Annotated in this window: 27 protein-coding genes and 1 pseudogene; 23 read left to right on the forward strand and 5 right to left on the reverse strand. The window is 42.8% G+C overall.

Annotation, left to right across the window (positions count from 1 at the left end):
- Window positions 1-94: 94 nt before the first annotated feature.
- Window positions 95-460, reverse strand: coding sequence for a fluoride efflux transporter CrcB (gene crcB, locus G4D54_05775; protein ID QJA01967.1), 366 nt, complete (start codon window positions 458-460; stop codon window positions 95-97).
- A gap of 160 nt (window positions 461-620) precedes the next feature.
- On the opposite strand from crcB, the gene G4D54_05780 reads away from it, so the two are divergent.
- From G4D54_05780 to G4D54_05795, 4 genes are read left to right on the forward strand one after another with little or no spacing between them, the layout of a single operon-like run.
- A complete protein-coding gene (locus tag G4D54_05780; GenBank protein QJA01968.1) occupies window positions 621-1,949 on the forward strand; it encodes an MATE family efflux transporter in 1,329 nt (442 codons plus the stop codon).
- Between the two features lie 9 nt (window positions 1,950-1,958).
- Window positions 1,959-2,657, forward strand: a complete 699-nt coding sequence (locus tag G4D54_05785) for a noncanonical pyrimidine nucleotidase, YjjG family (protein ID QJA01969.1) — start codon at window positions 1,959-1,961, stop codon at window positions 2,655-2,657.
- Window positions 2,650-3,306, forward strand: coding sequence for an HAD family hydrolase (locus G4D54_05790; GenBank protein QJA01970.1), 657 nt, complete (start codon window positions 2,650-2,652; stop codon window positions 3,304-3,306). The genes G4D54_05785 and G4D54_05790 overlap by 8 nt, the downstream gene beginning before the upstream one ends.
- Window position 3,307: 1 nt before the next feature.
- Window positions 3,308-3,454 (forward strand): hypothetical protein, encoded by a 147-nt coding sequence (locus tag G4D54_05795; protein QJA01971.1) that lies wholly within the window; start codon window positions 3,308-3,310, stop codon window positions 3,452-3,454.
- A gap of 11 nt (window positions 3,455-3,465) precedes the next feature.
- Here the strand turns inward: G4D54_05795 and G4D54_05800 are convergent, their stop codons facing one another.
- The 3 genes from G4D54_05800 to tpx form a co-directional block, all read right to left on the reverse strand.
- Window positions 3,466-4,353, reverse strand: a complete 888-nt coding sequence (locus G4D54_05800; GenBank protein QJA01972.1) for a YegS/Rv2252/BmrU family lipid kinase — start codon at window positions 4,351-4,353, stop codon at window positions 3,466-3,468.
- A gap of 76 nt (window positions 4,354-4,429) precedes the next feature.
- Window positions 4,430-4,927 (reverse strand): cytidine deaminase, encoded by a 498-nt coding sequence (locus G4D54_05805; protein QJA01973.1) that lies wholly within the window; start codon window positions 4,925-4,927, stop codon window positions 4,430-4,432.
- 564 nt (window positions 4,928-5,491) lie between these two features.
- Complete coding sequence (gene tpx / locus G4D54_05810) at window positions 5,492-5,983, reverse strand: thiol peroxidase (GenBank protein ID QJA01974.1); 492 nt, start codon at window positions 5,981-5,983, stop codon at window positions 5,492-5,494.
- Window positions 5,984-6,181: 198 nt separating this feature from the next.
- Here tpx and G4D54_05815 point away from each other — a divergent pair, with 198 nt between their 5' ends.
- The 17 genes and pseudogenes from G4D54_05815 to G4D54_05895 all read left to right on the forward strand — a co-directional run bounded on the left by G4D54_05815 (window position 6,182) and on the right by G4D54_05895 (window position 20,171).
- Window positions 6,182-6,949, forward strand: a complete 768-nt coding sequence (locus tag G4D54_05815) for a threonine/serine exporter family protein (protein ID QJA01975.1) — start codon at window positions 6,182-6,184, stop codon at window positions 6,947-6,949.
- A 1-nt stretch (window position 6,950) separates the two neighbouring features.
- Complete coding sequence (locus G4D54_05820) at window positions 6,951-7,409, forward strand: threonine/serine exporter (GenBank protein ID QJA01976.1); 459 nt, start codon at window positions 6,951-6,953, stop codon at window positions 7,407-7,409.
- On the forward strand, window positions 7,396-9,708 hold the full coding sequence (locus G4D54_05825; protein QJA01977.1) for a U32 family peptidase: 2,313 nt from the start codon (window positions 7,396-7,398) through the stop codon (window positions 9,706-9,708). Before G4D54_05820 ends, G4D54_05825 begins: the two co-directional genes overlap by 14 nt.
- Window positions 9,709-9,755: 47 nt before the next feature.
- On the forward strand, window positions 9,756-10,532 hold the full coding sequence (locus G4D54_05830; protein ID QJA01978.1) for an HD domain-containing protein: 777 nt from the start codon (window positions 9,756-9,758) through the stop codon (window positions 10,530-10,532).
- 550 nt (window positions 10,533-11,082) lie between these two features.
- On the forward strand, window positions 11,083-11,733 hold the full coding sequence (locus G4D54_05835) for a TVP38/TMEM64 family protein (protein ID QJA01979.1): 651 nt from the start codon (window positions 11,083-11,085) through the stop codon (window positions 11,731-11,733).
- A gap of 119 nt (window positions 11,734-11,852) precedes the next feature.
- Window positions 11,853-12,563 (forward strand): response regulator transcription factor, encoded by a 711-nt coding sequence (locus tag G4D54_05840; GenBank protein QJA01980.1) that lies wholly within the window; start codon window positions 11,853-11,855, stop codon window positions 12,561-12,563.
- A 14-nt stretch (window positions 12,564-12,577) separates the two neighbouring features.
- A complete protein-coding gene (locus G4D54_05845; protein ID QJA01981.1) occupies window positions 12,578-14,725 on the forward strand; it encodes a HAMP domain-containing histidine kinase in 2,148 nt (715 codons plus the stop codon).
- A gap of 186 nt (window positions 14,726-14,911) precedes the next feature.
- Window positions 14,912-15,151, forward strand: a complete 240-nt coding sequence (locus G4D54_05850) for a hypothetical protein (GenBank protein ID QJA01982.1) — start codon at window positions 14,912-14,914, stop codon at window positions 15,149-15,151.
- Complete coding sequence (locus G4D54_05855; protein ID QJA05156.1) at window positions 15,142-15,363, forward strand: GNAT family N-acetyltransferase; 222 nt, start codon at window positions 15,142-15,144, stop codon at window positions 15,361-15,363. Before G4D54_05850 ends, G4D54_05855 begins: the two co-directional genes overlap by 10 nt.
- Before the next feature lie 48 nt (window positions 15,364-15,411).
- Entirely contained in the window at window positions 15,412-15,837 is a 426-nt protein-coding gene (locus G4D54_05860) for a hypothetical protein (protein QJA01983.1), read from the forward strand.
- 54 nt (window positions 15,838-15,891) lie between these two features.
- Window positions 15,892-16,272, forward strand: a complete 381-nt coding sequence (locus tag G4D54_05865) for a GNAT family N-acetyltransferase (protein QJA01984.1) — start codon at window positions 15,892-15,894, stop codon at window positions 16,270-16,272.
- 100 nt (window positions 16,273-16,372) lie between these two features.
- The gene (locus G4D54_05870) at window positions 16,373-17,410 is read left to right on the forward strand and encodes a DUF1016 domain-containing protein (GenBank protein ID QJA01985.1); all 1,038 of its coding nucleotides are present in this window, start codon (window positions 16,373-16,375) and stop codon (window positions 17,408-17,410) included.
- Window positions 17,411-17,461: 51 nt separating this feature from the next.
- Window positions 17,462-17,827, forward strand: a complete 366-nt coding sequence (locus tag G4D54_05875) for a glyoxalase/bleomycin resistance/dioxygenase family protein (protein QJA01986.1) — start codon at window positions 17,462-17,464, stop codon at window positions 17,825-17,827.
- Between the two features lie 164 nt (window positions 17,828-17,991).
- On the forward strand, window positions 17,992-18,525 hold the full coding sequence (locus G4D54_05880) for a PadR family transcriptional regulator (protein QJA01987.1): 534 nt from the start codon (window positions 17,992-17,994) through the stop codon (window positions 18,523-18,525).
- Window positions 18,526-18,527: 2 nt separating this feature from the next.
- Window positions 18,528-19,319, forward strand: a complete 792-nt coding sequence (locus G4D54_05885) for an alpha/beta hydrolase (protein ID QJA05157.1) — start codon at window positions 18,528-18,530, stop codon at window positions 19,317-19,319.
- 1 nt (window position 19,320) lies between these two features.
- Window positions 19,321-19,693: pseudogene (locus G4D54_05890) on the forward strand (IS256 family transposase).
- A gap of 292 nt (window positions 19,694-19,985) precedes the next feature.
- Window positions 19,986-20,171, forward strand: a complete 186-nt coding sequence (locus tag G4D54_05895) for a hypothetical protein (GenBank protein ID QJA01988.1) — start codon at window positions 19,986-19,988, stop codon at window positions 20,169-20,171.
- Between the two features lie 68 nt (window positions 20,172-20,239).
- On the opposite strand, the gene G4D54_05900 is transcribed toward G4D54_05895, so the two are convergent.
- On the reverse strand, window positions 20,240-21,649 hold the full coding sequence (locus G4D54_05900; GenBank protein QJA01989.1) for an MATE family efflux transporter: 1,410 nt from the start codon (window positions 21,647-21,649) through the stop codon (window positions 20,240-20,242).
- A gap of 125 nt (window positions 21,650-21,774) precedes the next feature.
- Between G4D54_05900 and G4D54_05905 the strand changes: the two genes are divergently transcribed.
- The gene (locus G4D54_05905; GenBank protein ID QJA01990.1) at window positions 21,775-22,293 is read left to right on the forward strand and encodes a PadR family transcriptional regulator; all 519 of its coding nucleotides are present in this window, start codon (window positions 21,775-21,777) and stop codon (window positions 22,291-22,293) included.
- A gap of 202 nt (window positions 22,294-22,495) precedes the next feature.
- Window positions 22,496-22,759 carry a hypothetical protein gene (locus G4D54_05910; protein QJA01991.1) on the forward strand — a complete coding sequence of 88 codons (264 nt, stop codon included), beginning with the start codon at window positions 22,496-22,498 and terminating at the stop codon, window positions 22,757-22,759.

Consider the following 22,759-nt stretch of genomic DNA (forward strand, 5'->3'; position numbering starts at 1 on the left):
AATCCGTTATGGAGTGCAAAAAGGCTGTATGCAGAGACTATCTCAACGCATACAGACCTTTTTTTGCTTAGCAGGATTTTTCGTCTTCCGCATATTAAAGAGGATGAAGCATTGCTTTGCCAAGCAGCACTCCAAGCAGGCATAAAAGAACGGAGGACAGAATATAGGTGATTCCCATCCCTGTTTTATGCTGCTCCAGCAGGGAAACCGCCTCCAGAGAAAAGGTGGAGAAGGTGGTGAATCCTCCGCATACCCCTGTTTTCAATAACAAAAGACTGTGCTCCGTTAACAATGACTGCCTCATGCTCATTGCTGCCAGTATCCCGATTGCGATTGCACCGAGAAAATTGATGAGAAGTGTCATATACGGAAACTCACTTTTTACAGGTACCATGGACATTCCATAGCGCAGCATCGCTCCTACGGCACCGCCAAGGCCGACAAACAAAAACTCTTTCATAAACATCGCTCCCGCAACCATTTTACCATACTTTTGAAATGAAACCGCATACCCTGCAAAACTTTTTCACTTCCGGCAGGAGTTTTCTCAATTTGCTTGCGCATTCCCTGATATGGGCTATAATAGTAACATTCAAAGGGATGATTGGGAGTGTGATGAAATGTTTACAAATGAGAATCTGAAGCGGCTGATTCTGCCACTTGTTGTCGAACAGATTCTGGCGGTAACGATCGGGATGAGCGATACGATCATGGTGTCGAGTGTGGGCGAGGCGGCGGTTTCGGGTCTTAGTCTTGTGGATACGATCAACATCCTTCTGATCAATATCTTTGCCGCACTGGCTACCGGAGGCGCTGTTGTCTGCAGTCAGTATCTCGGTGGTCGTGACCGCGATCGGGCCTGTGTGTCGGCAAAGCAGCTGATTGTTTCAACCGGTATTTTTGCTGTTATCATCATGGGAATCGTTCTGATTGGCTGTACGGCAATCCTGCAGCTGGTCTTTACGGATGTGGAGCCGGCAGTCATGTGGAATGCAGAGATTTATATTAAAATATCCGCATGGTCCTACCCGTTTATCGCGCTGTATAATTCCGGAGCTGCACTGTTTCGCTCCATGGGGAATTCCAAAATTTCAATGATTACCTCATTGTTCATGAATGCCTTCAATATCCTCGGAAATGCCGTTTTGATTTACGGCTTCCATATGGGGGTGGCGGGTGCTGCCATATCCTCGCTGGTTTCCCGTATTCTGGGTTCCCTGTTTATGCTGTATCTGCTGCGCAGTCCGGATAATCTGATTTATATTGATTCCTACAGGAAGCTGGAATTTCATCCGGATATGATACGCCGTATATTGACAATCGGAATACCAAACGGTTTGGAAAACGGTATGTTCCAGATAGGAAAAATCCTTGTTCAGGGACTGATTGCGGGCTTTGGTACGGTTGCGATAGCGGCCAATGCCGTAGCGAACAATATTGCACAAATGGAAATCATACCCGCTGCCGCAATCGGACTTGCAATGATAACGGTCGTAGGGCAGTGCGTTGGGGCTGGGGATTATGCGCAGGCCCGTCTCTACATAAAAAAACTAATGAAAATCGCATATATATCCATGCTTGCAGTAAATCTTATCATCCTGTGTCTTGTGCCTTTGCTTCTGAACATATATAATTTAAGTGCACAGACGTATGATACCGCATTGGAGCTGCTGCTGTATCACGGCATATTCGCCATGGTGCTGTGGCCGGCATCCTTCACCTTTCCCAATGCATTGCGTGCAGCCGGAGATGTGCGCTTTACAATGTGCATCTCCATTGTATCCATGTGGCTGTGCAGAATCTGTCTGAGCTGGCTGCTAGGGGTGATACTGGGGCTTGGTGTATTGGGCGTCTGGCTCGCGATGTTTACCGACTGGCTCTTTCGCATACTCTGGTTTTACTGGCGGTATCGAAGCGGCTCATGGATGAAGAAACGCATTATCACATAAGGAGAACATATGAAGTTTACGACGCTGTTATTTGACGCAGACGGAACGCTGCTCGATTTCGATGCAACGGAAAAGCGGGCTCTGCAGAGGGTATTTGATCTGCATCATTACCCGTTGACAAATGAAATGAAGAAACGCTATCAGGACATAAACGCACAGCTGTGGTCAGCGTATGAGGAAGGCGAAATCTCAAGGGAAGCAGTGATTTACACACGGTTTGGAAAGCTGTTTCGTGAATTCGGTATTGCGGATGATGGCATCGCCTTCGAGGATATCTATCAAAAGGAGCTGGGCAGAGGGCACGATATGATACCGCATGCTATGGAGGTGGTACGCCGCCTGTATCTGCAGTATCGTATGTGTATCGTGACCAACGGTGTTGTCGCAACACAGTATGCGCGTCTGCGGGATTCCGGTCTGGACGCGTATTTCCATCATATGTTTGTATCGGAGGAAATCGGATTTCGGAAGCCGGATCGATCCTATTTTGATCACTGCTTTGCCAGATTAAATGGAGCGAAGCGGAATCGGACCCTCATAATTGGTGATTCGTTATCCAGCGATATGCAGGGAGGTATCAATGCCGGTATTTCCACCTGCTGGTATAATCCTGATGGGAAAAAGAATCACAAGCAGCTTCCGTTAACCTATGAAATTCGGGATTTGCGGGAATTATATACAATATTGGAGGAGGAAAATGATGGATAAGGATATCCTGTTGTTTGATTTGGATGGAACATTGACAGATCCAAAGGTTGGTATTACCAGATCGGTAGCCTTTGCTTTGGATAAAGCCGGTATTCATGTGGAAAATCCGGATGATTTGTGCGCATTTATCGGACCGCCCTTAAAGGATATGTTCATGGAGCTGTATTCCTTTGACGAGGCGCAGGCCTTGCAGGCAATTGCGGATTACCGCGTTTATTTTCGCAAGCAGGGAATGCTGGAAAACGTGGCATATCCGGGGATTCGTGAACTGCTGGAGGCATTGCAGAAGCAGGGCAAAACGCTTTTGGTCGCTACCAGTAAGCCTGAGGAATTCGCCTGTACCATCCTGAAGCATTTTAAGCTGGATTCCTATATGCTGGATATTTGCGGTGCCACGATGGATGGTACCCGCAGCGATAAGGCGGATGTCATTGCCTATGCTGTGCAGAAGTACCGGCTGCCAATTGAACGGTGTGTGATGATCGGAGATCGCCGGCACGATATCATCGGTGGGAAAAAGAACGGCATGCGCACGATTGGCGTATTATATGGATACGGAAGCCGTGAGGAGCTAAAGGAAGCAGGCGCTGACTGCATCGTGGAAGATGTGCAGAGTCTGTTGGATGTATTGAAAAAAGGAGGTTCATAACATGGCTGATAAAAAAAAGAAGAGTACAGCAGAGCTGCTGGAGCAGGCCCGCAAAGCCAAGCAGAAGCCCCGCACCAAAGCTTTGGAAAAAACACTGGGCAAGGGGAAGAACAGCGCCAAGTTTAATAAAGTAAATTTTAACGGATAAGAAAAGAGCGGCTATACCAGAATGGTAACCGCTCTGTTTTTATTCAGGATATGGGCAAGTGCTGTGCTTCCCCCATCCTCACCATCCAGTGTCCAGGGAATCTGTTCCCGGGCTTCTATGCGGATATCACAGGCCTTTCGAAAATACATCCAGGTTTCATTAACCTCATGCTTTATCAGCGCCGCAATGATATTTTGTACATCCAGGGGATTGTTGGGAACCCGGATGAGCAGAAGCTCAAACTGCCCATCATCCAGCTGTGCATCCTCGGAGTTCACAGCTGTAAAGCCTGCCACAAACTTGGAATTGGTGATACAGCCGAAGATACAGGAATCCTCAATGACTTCATCCTGATCAATGACAGCTTTGACATGATAGCGGGGAATATTTGTCAGCTGCTTGACGCCTTCCAGAAAATATGCGATTTTTCCGAAGGAGTTCTTGGTGCTTTGCGGTGTGGAGTAGGAAATTTCTGTGAAGATACCAAACGCCGCAACATAGGTGAAATAGCGGTTATTGAACTGGCCGATATCACAGGAAAACGGACGGTATTGTGCAATGGTGTCCATGAGCTTTCCAGCACTTTTCGGCAGCTTCAGCGTAGCCGCAAAATCGTTGACTGTCCCGCTTGGAAGATAGGCAAGCACAGGCTTGTTGTCTATTTCCATAATGCCGCTGATCACCTCATTCCAGGTACCGTCCCCACCGATGCATACGAGAATATCACAGCAGCCTTCACTGGTTTTCGCAAGCTTTTGTGCATGTCCCGCATACTGGGTTACATAAACCTGTATCGTATCCTGCATGGCACAAAACCGGTCACATAACGTAAATAAAGCCGTTTTTGCCGTCTGCTTTCCTGCCTTTGGATTCATAATGATTCTGATGCTTCTGTCCATACACACGCCCCGTTTCCTTTGCATATAATTGTATAGCATAAAGACGGAAAAGGGAAGTGGAGTGCAGGAATTAGTGTTAATATCCTAAGACACCGTCGAGTGATTCATCCTGCAATACCCAGTCGTTGTATACATCAATCATACGGTATTGGGAAGGCGTATCCCGTATATAGACTTTTGAAATTCCTGCATTGATGATCATTCGCTTGCACATGGAACAGCTGTTCGAGCTTTGAATCAGCTCCCCGCTGACTGCTTCATAGCCTACCAGAAACATATCGGCTCCCAGCATTTCACTGCGCTGTGCACTGATGATTGCATTTGCTTCCGCATGGACACTCCGACATAATTCATAGCGTTCTCCCCTTGGAACCTGCAGCTTCTCTCGGATACAGTATTCCAGATCCAGACAGTTGGTACGTCCCCGAGGGGCACCCACATATCCGGTGGAGACAATTTCATCATGCTGAACGATTACCGCACCGTAAATTCTTCTGCGGCAGGTGCTTCTCTGTGCGACTGTTCCTGCGATATCCAGATAGTAATTGATTTTATCTACGCGCTCCTGTTTCATAAAAACCTCCCTTTCTTTATCAAATATTATTATAAGGGGAGCTGCTTTTTAATACAATCATCTAAAGAAAGCTGACAGAAAAGCTATGGGAATGCTTGCGGAAGTAAAAAGAAATCATATCGGTATATACAAGTAGGATAAGAGAAAGTCGTATGCTAAAAGCAGTGAGTAAGTCCATGGATAGCAAACAGCTGTGTGAAAAGAGCTGCTGTATATGGTGCAGCTTGCATCATAACTACATGATTACGGTTTTTTATATAAAGAGGTCGACCACATCGAATCAAGTCTTCCATAAAGCTTCCTGCTTACGGACATCCTGAATCTCAAAGGGTTGCAGGCAATGAAAAGTGTGCGGGTGAGCGGTGAAGCTGTTTATTCTGCATTGGTATGAAGAGATAATGGAAATCCATATCTTCTTCCTTTTCGAAAGGAGTAACCAAAAAGCAGACGATACGTTTATCAATCGTCTGCCTTTCAGAAATTAAGCTATTGCATTCACTTTTAACATGCGCCCTGCAGACTCATGTTGCATGCTGCATTCAGCTTCTGTTATTACGAGTACCTTCAGATGCCTTTCACACAGGAAAGAACAGCCTCATAATCGGGTTCGTCTGTAATTTCCCTGACATACTCGACATAGCGCAGGATATTGTCCTTATCAACTACAAATACTGCCCGCGTCAGTAAACCTAACTCTTCGACATAGGTTGCAGTTGCCGCTGCAAAGCTGTGCAGCTTGTAATCACTCAATGTAATTACATTTTCATTGTTTTTTGCCTGACACCAGCGTTCAAGAGCAAATGGCAGGTCCATGGATATTGCACAGACGGTAACATCCTTTAGCTCCTTTGCGTAATTGATAAACTTTGCGACCTCCATACTGCATACACCGGTATCCAGGGAAGGTACACTGAGGAAAATACGTGTACCTGTACTGTCCTCACTTCGCCACTCGCTCATATCATTTCGTATAGCAGTAAACGGCTTTAATGTCTCGTTTTCCTTCACTGCCTCATGCTTTATTGTCACAGGATTTCCCTGAAAGGTTATATTCATTTGATATCCCTCGCTTTCTGTACATAGTATACCCGGATTGTTTGAAAAGGTGAACTTATTTGCCTGGAAATTTATGAACAAGGATACGAAACGAAAACAGTGTGTAGCTTCTGCTTTTTTCTTGTATATTGTTTACAAAACTGTTTCCATTTCCCTTCGAATCCGCTATACTGTTAGAGGAAAGTTGAGGGGTTGTGCATGAATACAGATCAGCTGCTGGATGTGGCCAGCTATGCAGGGAAACTGCTCATAGAAAGCGGAGCGGAAATCTATCGGGTGGAGGAAACGATGGTGCGGCTCTGCACGAGCTTTTCCGAGGTGGAGGATGCACAGAGCTTCGTTACCACAACCGGCATCATGTTCTCCATCACGGTTGCCAGCAAAACACATACAAAAATTCTTCGTGTGCATACACGCGGTGTGGATTTAAACTGCATTGATAAGATCAACAGCCTCTCAAGAGAAACCGCCGTGCAGAATTACACAATCGAGGAGCTGGCGCTAAAGCTGAGAGAAATAGAAAATGAACAGCGCTATTCCTTTTGGATAATCATGTTCTTCGGAGCATTGAGTGCAGGTGGCTTTGCGGTTTTCTTCGGTGGAAATTATCTGGAGGCAGGATGCAGCTTTTTGATCGGACTGCTGATTAAAGCGGTAAGCGCCCTTATGGAACAGCGCGGCCTGCACGGCTTTTTTACGAATGCAATTGCGGCGGCGAGCGGTGCGCTTGCGGCACTGGGGGCACATGCCCTCTGTCCGGATACGGATGTCGATATCCTTATTATATCCAGCATCATGCTGCTTGTTCCCGGCTTAGCCATCACCAATGCCATACGGGATACGGTTTCCGGGGATTATCTGTCCGGTGTTGCCCGTGCAACCGAGGCCTTTCTGGTGGCGATTGCAATCGCTGCCGGTATCGGTGTTGTCCTTTCCATGTCCATCGGACTGAGCGGAGGTATGTGACATGTATCTGATAAATATGATGATCGCCTCTTTTTTTGCCTCTCTGGGATTTGGCGTAATGTTTAATATTCGTGGAAGAAAACTGATTCTTGCAGGAATTGCAGGCTCAATCGGCGGTGCAGTCTACCATGCGGCACTGCTGTTGGGCTGCTCGGAGCTGACTGCCATGTTTCTGGGGTCGGTTGCACTATCGCTGTATTCTGAAATTTTTGCCCGTATCTGCAAGACACCGGTAACAACCTTTATCATTTGTGCCCTGATACCGCTGGTACCCGGAGGTGGAATGTATCGTACGATGCTGAAGGCGATAGAAGGGGATGTGATGCAGGCGTTGTCCATCGGTCTGGATACGCTGACCATCGCAGGCGTACTGGCTCTGGGAATCCTTGTTGTTTCAACAATCATGAAGGCTGTATTCAAACCGGAGAGAAGGAGTGTGAGAAGGCATGTGGAAAACTGAAAGAAAAGTGGAGCTGCTGGCACCTGCCGGCTCTATGGAGGCGCTTCGTGCGGCAGTCCAAAATGGTTGTGATGCCGTGTATCTTGGTGGCAGTATGTTTGGTGCCAGAGCATTCGCCAATAATTTTGATGAGGATGAAATTCAGGAAGCAATCGCCTATGCCCATGTGTATGGGGTCCGTGTGTTTGTTACCGTCAATACCCTGATTCGGGAAGAGGAATTTGAGGACTGTGTCCGGTATGTTCAGTTTTTATATGAGCATGATGTGGATGCGGTAATTATTCAGGATATGGGCTTATTCTCTGTGCTGCACCAACGCTTCCCGGACATGGAGCTGCATGCATCCACACAGATGCATATCCATAATCCGCAGGGAATTCGCTTTATGGAGTCCTGCGGTGCCAGCAGAGTGGTGGTGCCAAGAGAAACTCCGCTAAAGGAAATCCGAGCATATGCGGCTTTGGGCGTAGACCTGGAGGTTTTTGTTCAGGGAGCCCTGTGTGTATCCTACAGCGGGCAGTGTCTGATGAGCTCACTGACACTGCAGCGAAGCGGAAACCGCGGCGAATGTGCACAGAACTGCCGTATGAAATATCAGCTGGAAAAGCGGGAGGACGGTCATAGGGAAATCCTGCAAGGAAAAGGGGAATACCTGCTGAGCCCGAAGGATATGAATACGCTGGAAAGAGTTCCGGAGCTGATTGAAGCGGGAATTGCCTCCTTTAAAATCGAGGGCAGGATGAAACGCCCGGAATATGTGGCATTGATGGTTGCCTTATACCGTAAGGCGATCGATGCGTATTATGAGGGAAGAGCATTTATCTATGATGAAGCTGTGGATATGCAGATGAAAAAAATATTCAACCGCGGCTTTACCCAGGGGCATTTGTTTCATCATTACGGGGCGCAGCTGATGAATCCTATCCGTCCCAATCATATCGGAGTCAAGGTTGGTAAAGTCATTCAGGTTACCAGAGATAAAATTGTGATACGCCTGCAGGATACCCTGCGGCAGCAGGATGGTATCCGCATTTTGCAGGAACCGAAGGATATCGGCTTTCAGGTAAATTTTCTGTATAAGGACGGATTGCTGGTCAATCACGGAGCAGCAGGGGATATTGTGGAGCTGGATAAAACAGTACCTGTTGTGAAAGGAAGTATTGTCCTGAAGACCAGTGATGCACAGCAGCTGCAGGCATTGCAGAAAAGCTATGAGGCAGCACCGCGTAAGGTTGCCGTTTATGCACAGTTCACCATGCAGGCAGGCAAACCGGCAGTCCTGGAGATTATGGACGAGGAAGGCAGAAGTGTACGAGTGGAAAGTGATGCCGTATGTGAAACAGCACGCAGGATGCCGCTGAAAGAGGAGCGAATTGCTGCGCAGCTGAAAAAAAGCGGAGATACGCCGTTTGTATTCGAGAACATTTCCTATCAGCTGGATGTGCAGGGAATACTTCCTATCCGGGAACTCAATCAGATGCGTCGAAGTGCATTGGCGAAGCTGGAGGAGCAGCGAAAAATTCTGCATAAGCAGCGCCGTATTCTTGCGGACAAGCAGCCCGTAATCCATTCAATACAGGACGCTCCATCACTCTGTGCTGTTGTGCATACTGAGGAACAGCTGCAGGCCTGTCTACAGGAGGGCTTGGATATGATCTTTGTGGAAAATCGCAGCCTGTATGCATTGATGAAGGGTACAGAGGGAGTTTATCCGCGTATGCCACGAGTGATGAAGGAGGAGTATCCTGCTTCCCTGATGATGATTCAGGAAACCGGCGGCTTGCAGGCGGGAAAGGTCTTCTGTGATACCTCGCTGAATATGACGAATTCCCATACCGCCGCATTTCTGCTTACTCACGGTGCAAGGGGGATCAGCTTTTCTCTGGAAAGCAGCCTACAGGACTGTATTGCAATCAAACGTTGCTTTCAGGAACGATATGCGGTGGATGCACCCTTCTTTTATACGGTATACGGCAGAGCTGAGCTGATGCTGAGCGAATACTGTCCAATCAATTCCGTTATCTGTAATCATACAGACAGAAATTGCGGTCTTTGCAGGCAGGGGGCGGCATACGCTCTTCTCGATGTGAAACAGCATCGCTATCCGATTTTGTGTGACGAGGCTTGCCGTACGCATATTCTACATTATGAGGTGCGCAATCATATTGATTCAATTCCGGAAGCAAAGCAGCATGGGATTCAGCATTTTCTATGCACGTTCACCATAGAAGGCGCGGCTGACTGCCACAGGATTATCACAGCCTGTAAAGCGCAGCTGCAAATGAAACAGGGTGTATAAGAAAAGGTATGTCATAGAATATACCTAATTGAAAAGAGGGCGTATATATGGTGAATCTTATACAGGCAAAGGAGCAGTTTGCCGCCTATTGCAAAGGATATGATACACAGGATGAGCGGGTGGCTCTTAAAATCGTGCATTCACAAAAGGTGGCTGAGATTTCAAAGCAGCTGGCGATCCACAGAAACTGCTCTGCTATGGATGTGGAGCTGGCCGAGGTGACAGGCCTGTATCATGATATCGGAAGATTTGAACAGCTGAAGCAGTATCATACCTTTCTGGATGCGAAAAGTATCGATCATGCGGCACTTGGGGTACGGATTTTACAGGAACAAGGGCTGTTATCTGTTTTCTGTGATGATCCGCACCAGCAGGAAGTACTGCTGCATGCGATAGAAAACCATAATAAGTTTCAGATTGCAGACGACCTGGAGGAACATGCATTTCTGCATACCACGATTCTGAGGGATGCGGATAAAACGGATATCTTCCGTGTAAATCTGATGGAGAAAGCGGAAAATGTCTATCTGTGCAGTGAAGAGCAGCTGCTGCAGGAAACGGTGAGTGAGGAGGTTCTGCAGGATTTTTTGAACAGCCGTCCCATTCTGTCCGCAAAACGGAAAACGCATCTCGATATCCTGCTGTCCCATATGGCATTTATATTTGATTATCATGATGCCTATGCACTGTCTCTTGTTTTACAGCAGCATTATATTGAACGCATGGTAGAACGTTATCCGTTTCAAAGAGAGCAGGCACAGCAGGCAATACAGCTTGCTGTACAACATGCACTGACATATATGCAAAAGCGAATCGCTGCGTAAAAGAGTGGCTTTCATGCCTACCAAGGAGTAAAGCGTTTTCCGTTTCTGTAAGAATATGGAGGATGTAAAAAGTTTCCCCTGCTGATTTACAGAAAGCAGGGGATGAATGCATGGCATTTTGTGAAGCATACGTTTGAATTATGAGAAAGCAGGAATCCGGTTATGGGAAAAAACTCCATACAATCGGATTCCTTTTTCATCATCACCGTATGGCTGATATACAGCTTATTTCATGTATCCCGACAGGGTAAGCTATGGAAAGCTGTACTGCGTGAATGCGGAAAGGAACACATCAGCTTTTTATAATCGGCTGTTTTCAGCAGTACCTAGCATGGCTTCTTTTTCTGTGAATGTCTGCAGCGAAACCGTCAGCTGAATTGCTTCGCTGTAACAGGTCCTCTCAGCATCCCTGTCGGAAGGAAAATGCAAAGGATGCCTTTTCCACTATTCTTTGAATTGCATGACGGATTTAGAAAAGTTTAAGATTTACCTGCGTTTTATGGTAAGAAATCTCCTGCATAATAAAGACTGTAAGAAAGGGGCTGATCTCATGAAGAAGAAATACATCGTTATGCTGGGTGGTGTTCTTCTATTGGCTGGTGCCGGACTTGGTCTTCTTTTTGGCAGTATCGACATGGATCAGATTTCCCGTATGCTGGAAGATATCCCGCATGGCCTGCGTGAGATACTCATGATTGTTTTGATAGCCGCACAGATTTTTCTGGCCTTTCTGCCGGGAGAGCCGCTGGAGCTTGCGGCCGGATTTCTGTTTGGCTCCGTTGGCGGGACATTGCTTTGTCTGGTAGGATCTCTGCTTGGGACAGCACTTGTATACCTTCTGGTTCAGCGGTATGGAAAACGGCTGGTAACCGTCTTTTTTAAACAGGAGCAGCTGAATGAGTTTACCGGAGTATTGAAAAAAAAGAATAGCATGCTGTGGATTTTCCTGCTGTTTCTGATTCCCGGCACGCCGAAGGATATTATGACCTATGCCGTATCCCTATCCAATATCGCTCTGGGAAAATGGCTGCTGCTCACAACCGTGGGACGTATTCCCAGCATTGTGACATCGACATTTCTCAGCGGTTCATTGAAGGAGGGAAATTTCGTCGCAGCTGCCGGAGTGGCAATACTTACGATTCTGCTTGTAATTGCAGGAGGCTTTGCTTATAAACGCATGAAGGAGGATACAGCGATATGATACAATTTATTATCTGCACATTCTGTGCAGTTGCAACCTTTCTGGGGTTTCTGCTGCATAACATGGAAGAATCATCCGGAATATAGTACAATTACACTTGTTGAGAGGGAGTGAAGGCTATGGATCATAACATACTCGTCGTGGAGGACGAAAAAGGAATACGGGAGGCTATACAGATATATCTGAAAAATCAGGGATATCGTGTATTTCTGGCTGAAAACGGCCAGGAGGGTCTGAACATAATAAAACGTGAAACAATTCATCTGGCTGTGGTGGATATCATGATGCCGGTTATGGATGGAATCACTATGACGATGGAGGTGCGTAAGGAGTATGATTTTCCAATCATCTTTCTGAGTGCGAAATCCGAAGATATCGATAAAATAACCGGCTTGAATATCGGTGCGGATGATTATATCACAAAGCCGTTTGGCTCTATGGAGCTGCTGGCCCGTGTCCGCAGTCAGCTGCGCCGCTATGAACAGATTCTGATGCTGAAAGAGCATGCGGTATCCTCTGCGAATCGTGAGGAGGAAATTTACAGCATTGGGACACTGGAATTAAACAGCACGACAAAGGAAGTGCGTGTGGATAATCAGATCGTCAAGCTGCGGCCGAAGGAGTTTATGATACTGGAGCTGTTGATGAAGCATGCGGGGCGTGTATTTTCAGCACAGCAGATATATGAAGCTGTCTGGAATGAGGAAGCAATCAATACGGAAACCGTGATGGTGCATATCCGTAAGCTAAGAGAGAAAATCGAGCTGGATCCCAAGCATCCGCGCTATTTAAAGGTGGTCTGGGGGATCGGCTATAAAATAGAAAAATAAAAACAGGTGATCTTATGAAGAAAAAACATATATTTCTAACATCGTTCATTGCGCTGCTTTCTGTAATGAGCCTTATGATTTGCTCCGTATATCGAAATGATCAGATTCAGGAGCTGGGGCGTTCCGGCAAGCAGGCGGTCATATGGTATCTTGAAAATGATATTCAGGAGAGTGTGCTGGGTCTTGCACAGACGATACGCCCGAAGGATGATGCTATCAAATTTGATTCCAGACTGCCGGATTATCTGAAAAGCATGATATCCAATGATTTAAAAGAAAAAGTCACAAAAAGCTTTCTGGAATTGAAGGAGGATGCCAATTTTCAATATTATGCAAAGGATTTGAAAAGCGGCAGAGAATATGGAAACAAAAAGCTGAGGGAAATGCCTCAGAATGAGCTTCGTGACAGCAGTCTGTTGTATGGTATTCTGGAGTATGATAAGGATGGTGTAGCGAAAATTCTGGGAGATTTCAGTGACATGGATTTCCAGCAGCAGTCATTGACCCGGTATCTGCGTTATTTTGATTCTGTTGAGGAAAACGGAGCCATGATAACCTATCATATAAATGATGAACAATTCACACAGGCACAGGCAATGATTCAGAATCCGAAGCAGATGAAGATCATCTTCCGTGTACCAAAGGAGGTTACAAAGGATCAGGGATTGATTGCGCGAACCGTGTATGACTGGTCGAATTATACGCAGTTCTCCGCTATCGCCGCTATGATCGCTACAATGGTCCTGATTCTGTATCTGTTGTTTTATCCGATTGCAATCGTTGAGGAAGTGAATCCGTTCCAGACCTTTAAGAAAGTGAAATTCGGTTTCCTGTTTATTTTGCTGGCAACCGGAATTACGCTGGGGACTGCCGGTGTCATGGCATTGAGCGGAGCTACGATCAGCGGTACATTGCAGAGTGTCATGAATGAATATCATATTATGATGTCTGAAGAGCTTCTGTTTGTGGCAAATGTCGTATCCTGGATGCTGCTGTTCCTGATGATCAGTATCGCCTTGTTTGCGGTGAAGTATATATTTGTAAAGGGATTCTGGAAATATATGAAGGAGGATACTGTTCTGGGCAGTATGATCGCCGGCATACATCGGCATATAGATGCCCTGGCGGAAATTGATTTGAAGGATAATGCAAACCGCAGGCTGTTAAAGTTCATGCTGATGCAGATCGTCATCATGATAGCTCTGTGTCTGTTCTGGTGGTTTGGCATGTTTCTGGCAATCATCTATGGCTTTGCCCTCTTCCTGTGGCTGAAGCAAAAGCTCAATGCAGTACAGAATGATTATCGAACCTTGCTGAAGCAGACGCAGGAGCTGAAGGAGGGAAACTTTCAGGCAGAGCTGCCGCAGGATGTCGGTATCTTCAATGCCCTGAAGGATGAATTTGGAGAAATTCGCGTGGGCTTTGAGAAAGCAGTGCAGGAGGAAACGAAATCTCAGAATATGAAAACAGAGCTCATCAGCAATGTGTCACATGATTTGAAGACACCGCTGACCGGAATCCGCAATTACGTAGAGCTTCTGCAGCAGGAGGGTATCAGTGAAGCACAGCGTAGGGAGTATGTGAGCATGCTGGATCAGTATGCCAAACGGCTGCATGCTCTGATGGAGGATTTGTTTGAGGTTAGCAAGGCAAACAGCGGAAATATTCAGCTGGATATGGCCCGTCTGGATATTATCGCACTGGTGGAGCAGGTACAGGCAGAGTGCAGTGAGCTTCTACAGGAACGCGGGCTGGAGGTACTCTGGAATCTGCATGGTGAAAAACAGCTGAGTGTACTGCTGGACGGCAGTAAGGCATTCCGGATATTTGAAAATCTGTTTATCAATATACACCATTATGCATTAGAGCATACCCGTGTGTATGTGGATATCCGCAAGACAGCCAACCGGGTACGGATTGAATGCAAAAATATATCAAAGGAACCGTTGAATTTTGATACGGATGATATTGTGGATCGCTTCGTTCGCGGAGATAAATCGCGTCATGACGGAGGCAGCGGACTTGGTCTGGCTATTGCCAAGAGCTTTACAGAGGCGATGAAGGGCAGCTTCCATATTGAAACGGATGGAGATTTGTTTAAGGCGATTATTGAATTTCCACTGATTGATGATACTTTAGCAGAAAATCAGGAGGAAGGCTAGAAGCCTTATATGAAAATATGATGGATAGAAGGGACCGGATCATATATACCGGTCTTTTTCTACATTCTTCTGCGGGGATGTGGGGAACTGACTTACAGGTAGCATTATCTTCTCCTTGCATTATTTTGATTGCATAGTATTTAAGATTTGATTATGTTAAGATAGGGTTATACGAGGAGAAACATTATGAGAATAGAAAAAGCAAAACAAGAAAAGATTAAAGATATAGTGCAGATATCAAAAAGGGCATTTGAATCAGATGTATTCGTTGGAGGTGTAGAAAAGGATAGTCCTCCAGATTACGATTCAGTGGAGTGGCATGAAAAAATGCTGGAAGGGAATCATTTGTTTCAAGCAATGGTGGAGGATACGATTGTAGGTGGAGCAATTTTATTTCTGGACGAGATAGAACTAAGCTGTATGTAGGAAGAATTTTTATTGATGATAAGTATCATAGAAAGGGATATGGAAAGGCATTGATGGAGAGTGTTGAGGAAATATATCCGACCGTGAAAGAGGTGCATCTTGATACACCGGTTTGGAATGTAAGAACAAACTCTTTTTATAGAAAATCAGGGTATGTTATGGAGAAACAAGAAGAAGGCTTTATTTTTTATAAAAAAGTTTTAAGTAGATAAATCCCTGTTTATTAAACAGAGAAATTAGATCTCGGAGGAGGGAAGCTCATGAAGAAAACGATGAGAATTGTATTTTCCTGTATGCTGATATTATCTTTATTTGGATGTAACTCTTCGACAAAAAATGTAAAAATTGATTATGGATCATCTGCAATCTATACAGAAGAAGACATGGATACTGCGATAGATCAAATAAAAGAAACCTTCAAATCGTTAGAGGGATGTGAGTTGCATAGTCTTTCATATTCGTCAGATGATGTTTGTTTGGATCAAGAAAATATTGTATGGATGAATGATCTGGAGCATGCTAATGATGATAAGCAGGTTTTTACACAATGTATCATGTTCAATAGCAGCTTTCGCTCTCCGAAAAAAGGTGGTGGAGCTTGGGAACCTAACGAAGAATATACATGGTCTTGGTGGTTAGCTCGAAGTGAAGGCGGAGAATGGAAGCTGATGACGTATGGGTATTAAGAACCGAATGTTTCCAGTTTCCGACGAATCAGAATTTGTAGGGGGTGAATAACAATGGAATACATGATTGATGATAGAGAGCTAAATGCCTCAATATTTATTGATTTTGTTAATAAAGTATGGCAAGGCAATTATGATTTGGATAAAACACAGATAGCATTATCTAAAACTATAAATTTAACAGCTTATGATAATGATAAGCTCATAGGTTGCTTGCGTATCCTTTCAGATGGATATTATTTTGGAACAATTACAGAATTACTTGTTCTTCCACAATATCAAAAACAAGGTGTTGGAAGTAAACTTCTTCAACTTGCAAAGGATAATACACCCACAATGTTATATTTTGGCTCACAACCAACAGTAGAGCAATTTTATGAAAAGAATGGTTGTCAAAAAAGTTTACAATCCTATATTATTAAAAAGGAAAGATAAATTTCAGTTTATCAAATTGTAAAATTTGAATTTTATGTGATATTAAGGTGAAGTCTGAATCTGAGATTTCTAATATAAGTTATATAATGAAGGAGTGATTGTGTTGAATGAACTAAATAATATTTTTCTTGATAAAGTTAGTATGGTTGTTGAAGAGGCGAGAAAAAATGTAAAAACTGCAGTTAATATTATGATGGTATATACTTACTTCGAAATAGGAAGAATGATAGTAGAAGAAGAACAAAGCGGTTCTAATAGAGCTGAATATGGAAAATATATTATAAAAAATCTATCAAATTTTTTAACTGAAAATTATGGAAAAGGATATTCGGTTGACAATTTGAAATTAATGAGAAGATTTTATTCAATTTACTGTGAAGACACAATTGGGGAAACAGTGTTTCCCCAATTCAAAAATCTTCCTACTACTACAAATGGAAGAAGGTTTTATTTAAGTTGGTCACACTATTTAAAATTAATGAGAATATCAAATGTTGATGAAAGGCATTTTTATGAAATAGAGACAATTAAGAATGACTGGAGTCTCTCTGAATTGAAACGGCAATATAATTCATCATTATATGAAAGACTTGCATTAAGTAAAAACAAAGAAGAAGTTATTGATTTATCTAGAAATGGACAACTGATAGAAAAACCATCTGATGCAATTAAAGATCCATATGTATTAGAATTTCTTGGTCTTCAAGAGTTACCTGTGTATTCGGAGTCAGAATTAGAAAATAAAATTATTGATCATTTACAGCAGTTCCTACTTGAATTAGGTAAGGGATTTGCATTTGTGGGAAGACAAGTGCGTTTGACGTTTGATGAGGAGCATTTTAAAGTTGATTTAGTGTTTTTTAATAGAATTTTACGCTGTTTTGTATTAATTGATTTAAAAATTGGCGAATTAAAGCATCAAGATATTGGACAAATGCAAATGTACGTTAACTATTATGATCGTAAAATTAAACTGGAAGATGAAAATAAAACAATAGGTATCATCCTTTGTAAGGATACAAAACAATCTATTGTTGAAATGACTTTACCTGAAAATAATAATACAATTTTCGCTAGTAAATATGAAACAGTGTTACCTAGCAAAGAGGCTTTGCAAAAATTATTAAATGAAGAATAGACAAATTCCAGATTATGTAACTGATAAATTAGAATTTTAGGAGATGAAAATATGATAACGGGATATTATTGCACTAATATTTTTTCTGAGCAAGCAAAAGAACTTATAGCTTTTTATAAAGAGGTATTAGGAATACCTTTTATCAAGACAGATGTTGATGAATCGAATGGGGTTTATCTTGGCTTTATAGAAAACGCACCCACTCTTTGTATATGGGATTGTAAAGTATTCGACGCACAACCGACAGGACATCAATCATTTGTTTTTCAAACAGATAATCTCGATTTAACGATGGAATGTTTGAAGAAAAAAGAGGTTGTCCTGTCCGAAGCTATTAGATATGATTGGGGTACTTATGAGGTTCGCTTAAACGATATTGACGGAAACGAGATAGTGATAGTTGAGCTAACTAAATAACTAAATTAGAATTTGGAGGTTCTATGCTCATGTAAATAACAAGATAATCTACATATAACAATTTTGGAGCAGGGCTTTACTTCCTGCTTCTTTTATATCTATTGACATCGTTAGAAAAAACAAATATAATAGTAATATTACTAATAGTAATATGGGGGAGACGTATGGATAATATTATACTTGGTATTTTACTGTTGAGCAGCAGAACAATTTATCAGTTGCGTGAAAGGATAGATAAAGGGCTTAATATGATGTATAGCAGCAGTATGGGAAGTATACAGGCTGCCATAAAGAAATTGCTTAATTATGGATATATTCAGTATGAAGAAACCGTTGAGAATGGAAAATATAAAAAAATTTATTCCATAACGGAGAGTGGGAAACAGAAATTTATTGAGTGGGTATCCTCTCCGATGGAAATGCAGAGTAGTAAAAATCCTGAATTGGCTAAATTGTATTTTATGGGTTTTTCAAGAAAAGAAAAGCGGAAATTAGGGTTACAGGAGTATATATCAAAGTTAAAAGAACAGTATAATGTGTTGAATGCCATTTGCAAAGAAGCAGAAAATGTCAAAGTTCCTGATGAACACAAGGAAATTCTTTATTATCAGCTTACCGCAGCCCGATATGGCAGAGACTTTATGAAATTTAATATTGAGTGGTATCAGAAACTGCTTGATGAAATGAGGAACGAATGATTATGAAACCAATAAAGTTAGTTAACTCACCGATTACATATTTTGTTAGCCGAGTGGAGCAAGCTGAATGGATACTGTTTATCCACGCTGCTTTTGCCAATCATACTATGTTCAGGGAACAATTTGAGTATTTTCAGAATAATTACAATATTCTGGCGATTGACATCATTGGTCACGGACAATCAACTGATACAAAAAAAGGTGATACGATAGATAAAATGTCAGAGTGGATATTTGATATTTTAAAGGTAGAAAATATTGAAAAAATGCATATTGTCGGCGTTTCATTAGGTGCAGTTTTAGCACAGGATTTTGCTAATCGTTATCCATACGCAGTAAGCTCACTTGCTTGTTTTGGTGGATATGACATCAATAATTTTGATAGTAAAATGCAGAGGGAAAATGGTGTGAAACAGCTGCTAATGATGTTGAAAGCCCTTTTTTCGGTCAAATGGTTTGCAAAAGAAAATAAGAAAATTTCTGCCTATACTTTACAGGCGCAAGATAAGTTTTTTGATATGAACATACTTTTTCCAAAAAAGTCATTTATGTTTCTGGCAACACTCAACAGTATGGTAAACAAGTATAAGACGGAAAAACGAAATTATCCCTTATTGATTGGATGTGGAAGTTCTGATATTCCAATGGAGTTAGAAGCCATAAAAAAATGGAAAAGCAGCGAACCCGATTGTACGGTAGTTATTTTTGAAAATGCCGGACATTGTGTAAATATGGATGTACCGCAGGAGTTTAATAAAGCAATGGAGAAATTTTGGGGAAGTGCAAATCAATAAGACTAACAGTGCGTAATACTGGATGGGTGTGTTAAATGAGTTGAAAAGCAGAAGGAGTAAAGGAAGCTTCCTTATTCTGTGCAGTTGGTCTTACAGGGGTTCAGACAAGGCATAGGAGCAGTCTATGCAAAGACACGCATACAGCGCTGTAATATCCATCAAATCCGCAACTGTACACGCTTCGTAAGCTATAAGCATATCAAGGGATTTATGCCAGAGGCGGGAAGAGCCAGACAGTTTTTCCAAATGATGACAGTTTGAGAAAGATGCTTTATCCGGCAATACAGAATCTAAGCAGTAAGTGGACACAGAGATGTAGAAACTGGGATCTTATTCAGAATCAACTTTCCATTATGAACGCAGCAGATGCGTAACGTGCAAAGATAAAAACAAAAAAAATCAGTATATCCCTTTGTGAACTGAGTATACTGATAATGCATAAATTGATGATAATTAGACATGATTCGTCATTTACATATCTAATTCTGTCGATTATTACTTACACATGATTCTTCACATTCCCGCCTTGGATTTCTCTAGTGCTTCCATTATCTTATAAAAGATTACAAGTATCATGTGTTACAAATAAAATAGGGTCATTTCCATTCATTACATGGTGACTATTATGGCTGCTATGTTCATTGCATCATAAGAAGGAGCTTCCATATGCGCTCCTTCTTTGTGATTCTGACTTATTTCTTTACTTATAAACATGGGGAATTCCCTGTGACACCGCCACCCACTAATCCAAGTGTTAAGTTATCTAATAGAAGTCCGCCTGGAAACCCTATCATCAATCTCCATGCTAATGTAACATTATGTTTTTTTATTTCCCTTATTTCACCTCCATAATTTTCATTTATCTTAATCTCAGTTACTTCACAAAACTGTGATTTATATGTCAATGAAAACTACATCGCTTATAGCGCCTCGTCAGTTCCAGATGAATCAGATTGCGTTGCTTGTATGGCAAGGAAATGTGCTTTTGTTGTACTCAGTTCCTTGTGTAGCTGAACGGCCATATACGCAGTTACAATAGCAGACAGCACATCAGCAATCGGTTGAGCGTATAAAATACCATTTAACCCCCATAGCATCGGGAGAATCAGAATAACGGGAACAAAGCAGATGCCCTGCCTGCAAGCACCAAGAATACACCCCTCTTTTGCTTTTCCCATCACAAGGAATAGGAATGAATATACGGTATAGAAGCCAAATAGTATAAAAGAAACACCACTTGCCCGCAATACGATGGAACCGACTCGAATCATTTCCATATCACTTTTTGTAAATAGGGACATAATATCCGTAGAGAAAACAGCAGCCGCTAAACCAAAAATCACGCAAAATGTAGTTGACCAGAGGATTGAAGTTTTAATTGCTTCCTGCAGGCGGTCAAATTTTTTTGCCCCATAGCTGAATCCTGCGATTGGTTGAAAACCTTTCAGGAATCCGAATACGATCAGACTTCCCATCGACATAATTTTTGTAAGCGGCCCCATCGCGGCAAGCACAGAACCTCCATACTCTTTTGCAGCATTGTTAATCATGCTAATGGAAAGGCTTGTTAATAGCTGAAATACCATCGTTGGAATCCCTATTTTCAAAATTTCGGACATGATTTCTTTGGAAAAACAGCACTCCTTGATACGGAAAGTAAACACGCTCTTTTTTCGGAAGATATAGAACAGATAGATCAAAGCTGAAACAATTTGTGAAATGGCGGTGGCAATGGCTGCACCTGCAACACCAAAGTTAAGTATATAGATGAAAATGGGGTCTAATACCACATTCAATATGGCACCGGCCATTAACGCACACATAGCAGTTTTGGCGGCTCCTTCGCTTGATACGATGTTGTTCATGGTGACGTTAAACACGTTGAAGAACGAAAATGTGATATAAATGCTCGTGTAGGTAACGGCATAGGGCATGACGCTTTCAATTGCCCCTGTTTGTCTCAATATTGGTTCCAGAAAGATGACAGAGCAGAGAATGACGATTCCTCCAATCAGAACACTGCTATAAAGGGCAGTGCTGGCTACTTTATTTGCGGTATCTTTGTCCCCGCGCCCCAGTAATCTTGAAAGATAAGCAGCAGCACCATTTCCAAAGAGCAGGCCTAAGCCTACAACGATTTGCCCAAGGGGAAAGGCTACCGTGACCGCTCCCATTTGGTCGGTTCCCAGCCCACCGACAAAATAGGTGTCTACCAGATTGTACAGAGCATTGATTAGCATACCGATCATAGTTGGCAGCCCCAGCGCCAGAAGTGCTTTTGGTATTGGCGCACTTCCCAGCAGTTCCATTTTTTTGTTTGGTTGATTCATAGGTTAAATCTCCTTTCAACTAATAATAGATATAATTTACAGTACTATAAATTATATCTATTGCATTGCGGAGGATATAGTACTATAATTTATAGTATATGTCAAGCAGTGAAAGGAGAAAACAAATGGCGACGATAGATTTGATTGTGCTGGGTATGCTGAAAAAAGAACCCCTAAGCGCATATGATATTCAAAAACTGGTTGAGTATCGTAACATATCCCGATGGGTAAAAATAAGCACTCCCTCTATATACAAAAAAGTAATTCAGTTAGAAGAAAAGGGATACATTACCAGCGTTACTGTAAAAGAGGGAAAAATGCCGGAGAAAGCAGTATATTCTTTGACAGAAGCCGGTGAAAAAGAATTTGAAAGCCTAATGCTGGGTATTTCCACCCAGCCGGTTAATATTTTTTTGGACTTTAATGCAGTCATTGTAAATTTGCATAGTCTTTCGCCAGACAAACAACAGCAGTGCTTAACCGATATTGAAAATAATGTGAAAGCCTTAAAAAGGTATCTGGAAAACAATATCAGTCTGAAAGAAAATGCACCAGAAATTCCCGAAACGGGAATCGCCGTTTTGCAGCAGCAGTTTATCTTAGCTCAGGCAATCGAAACATGGATTTCTTCTCTGAAAAGGTAGGTAGTTACTGTTTGCGAATTATGTAATGTATGTACAGTGCATGTTATATCATTTCTGACATATTCTCCGAGAATAGAAGTCTAAGGGTGGCGTAACATGAAAAGGCAAAAAATATTCCAGCCCTGTGCCCTGCGGAGAAGATATAAAGTGGTACGAAATGCTAAAAGAGCAGAATGCATGAAATAGTATCTGATAGGCAGATATGCGCACCGGTATGAAAAAGAACCCGAAGCTTATGAAGCAAACCTCAAAATTTGGATATCCAAATGATAAGGGTTCATCTCAAGCTCAACGGGTTCTTTTTCTTGTTAGTGCATCCATACAGATCAATGGTTGTCTTTCGCATAACTGCACGCTCCGGAATTCGAAACATCAGGTAGGCAGCGACTGCATGGCATACCATACAAAGCACCTCCTGCAGCATCAGAAAAGTGACCGGCGTATTCCATGCGTCATGGGTGAGTAG

The sequence above is a fragment of the [Clostridium] innocuum genome (assembly GCA_012317185.1).
Classification (GTDB): Bacteria; Bacillota_I; Bacilli_A; order Erysipelotrichales; family Erysipelotrichaceae; genus Clostridium_AQ; species Clostridium_AQ innocuum.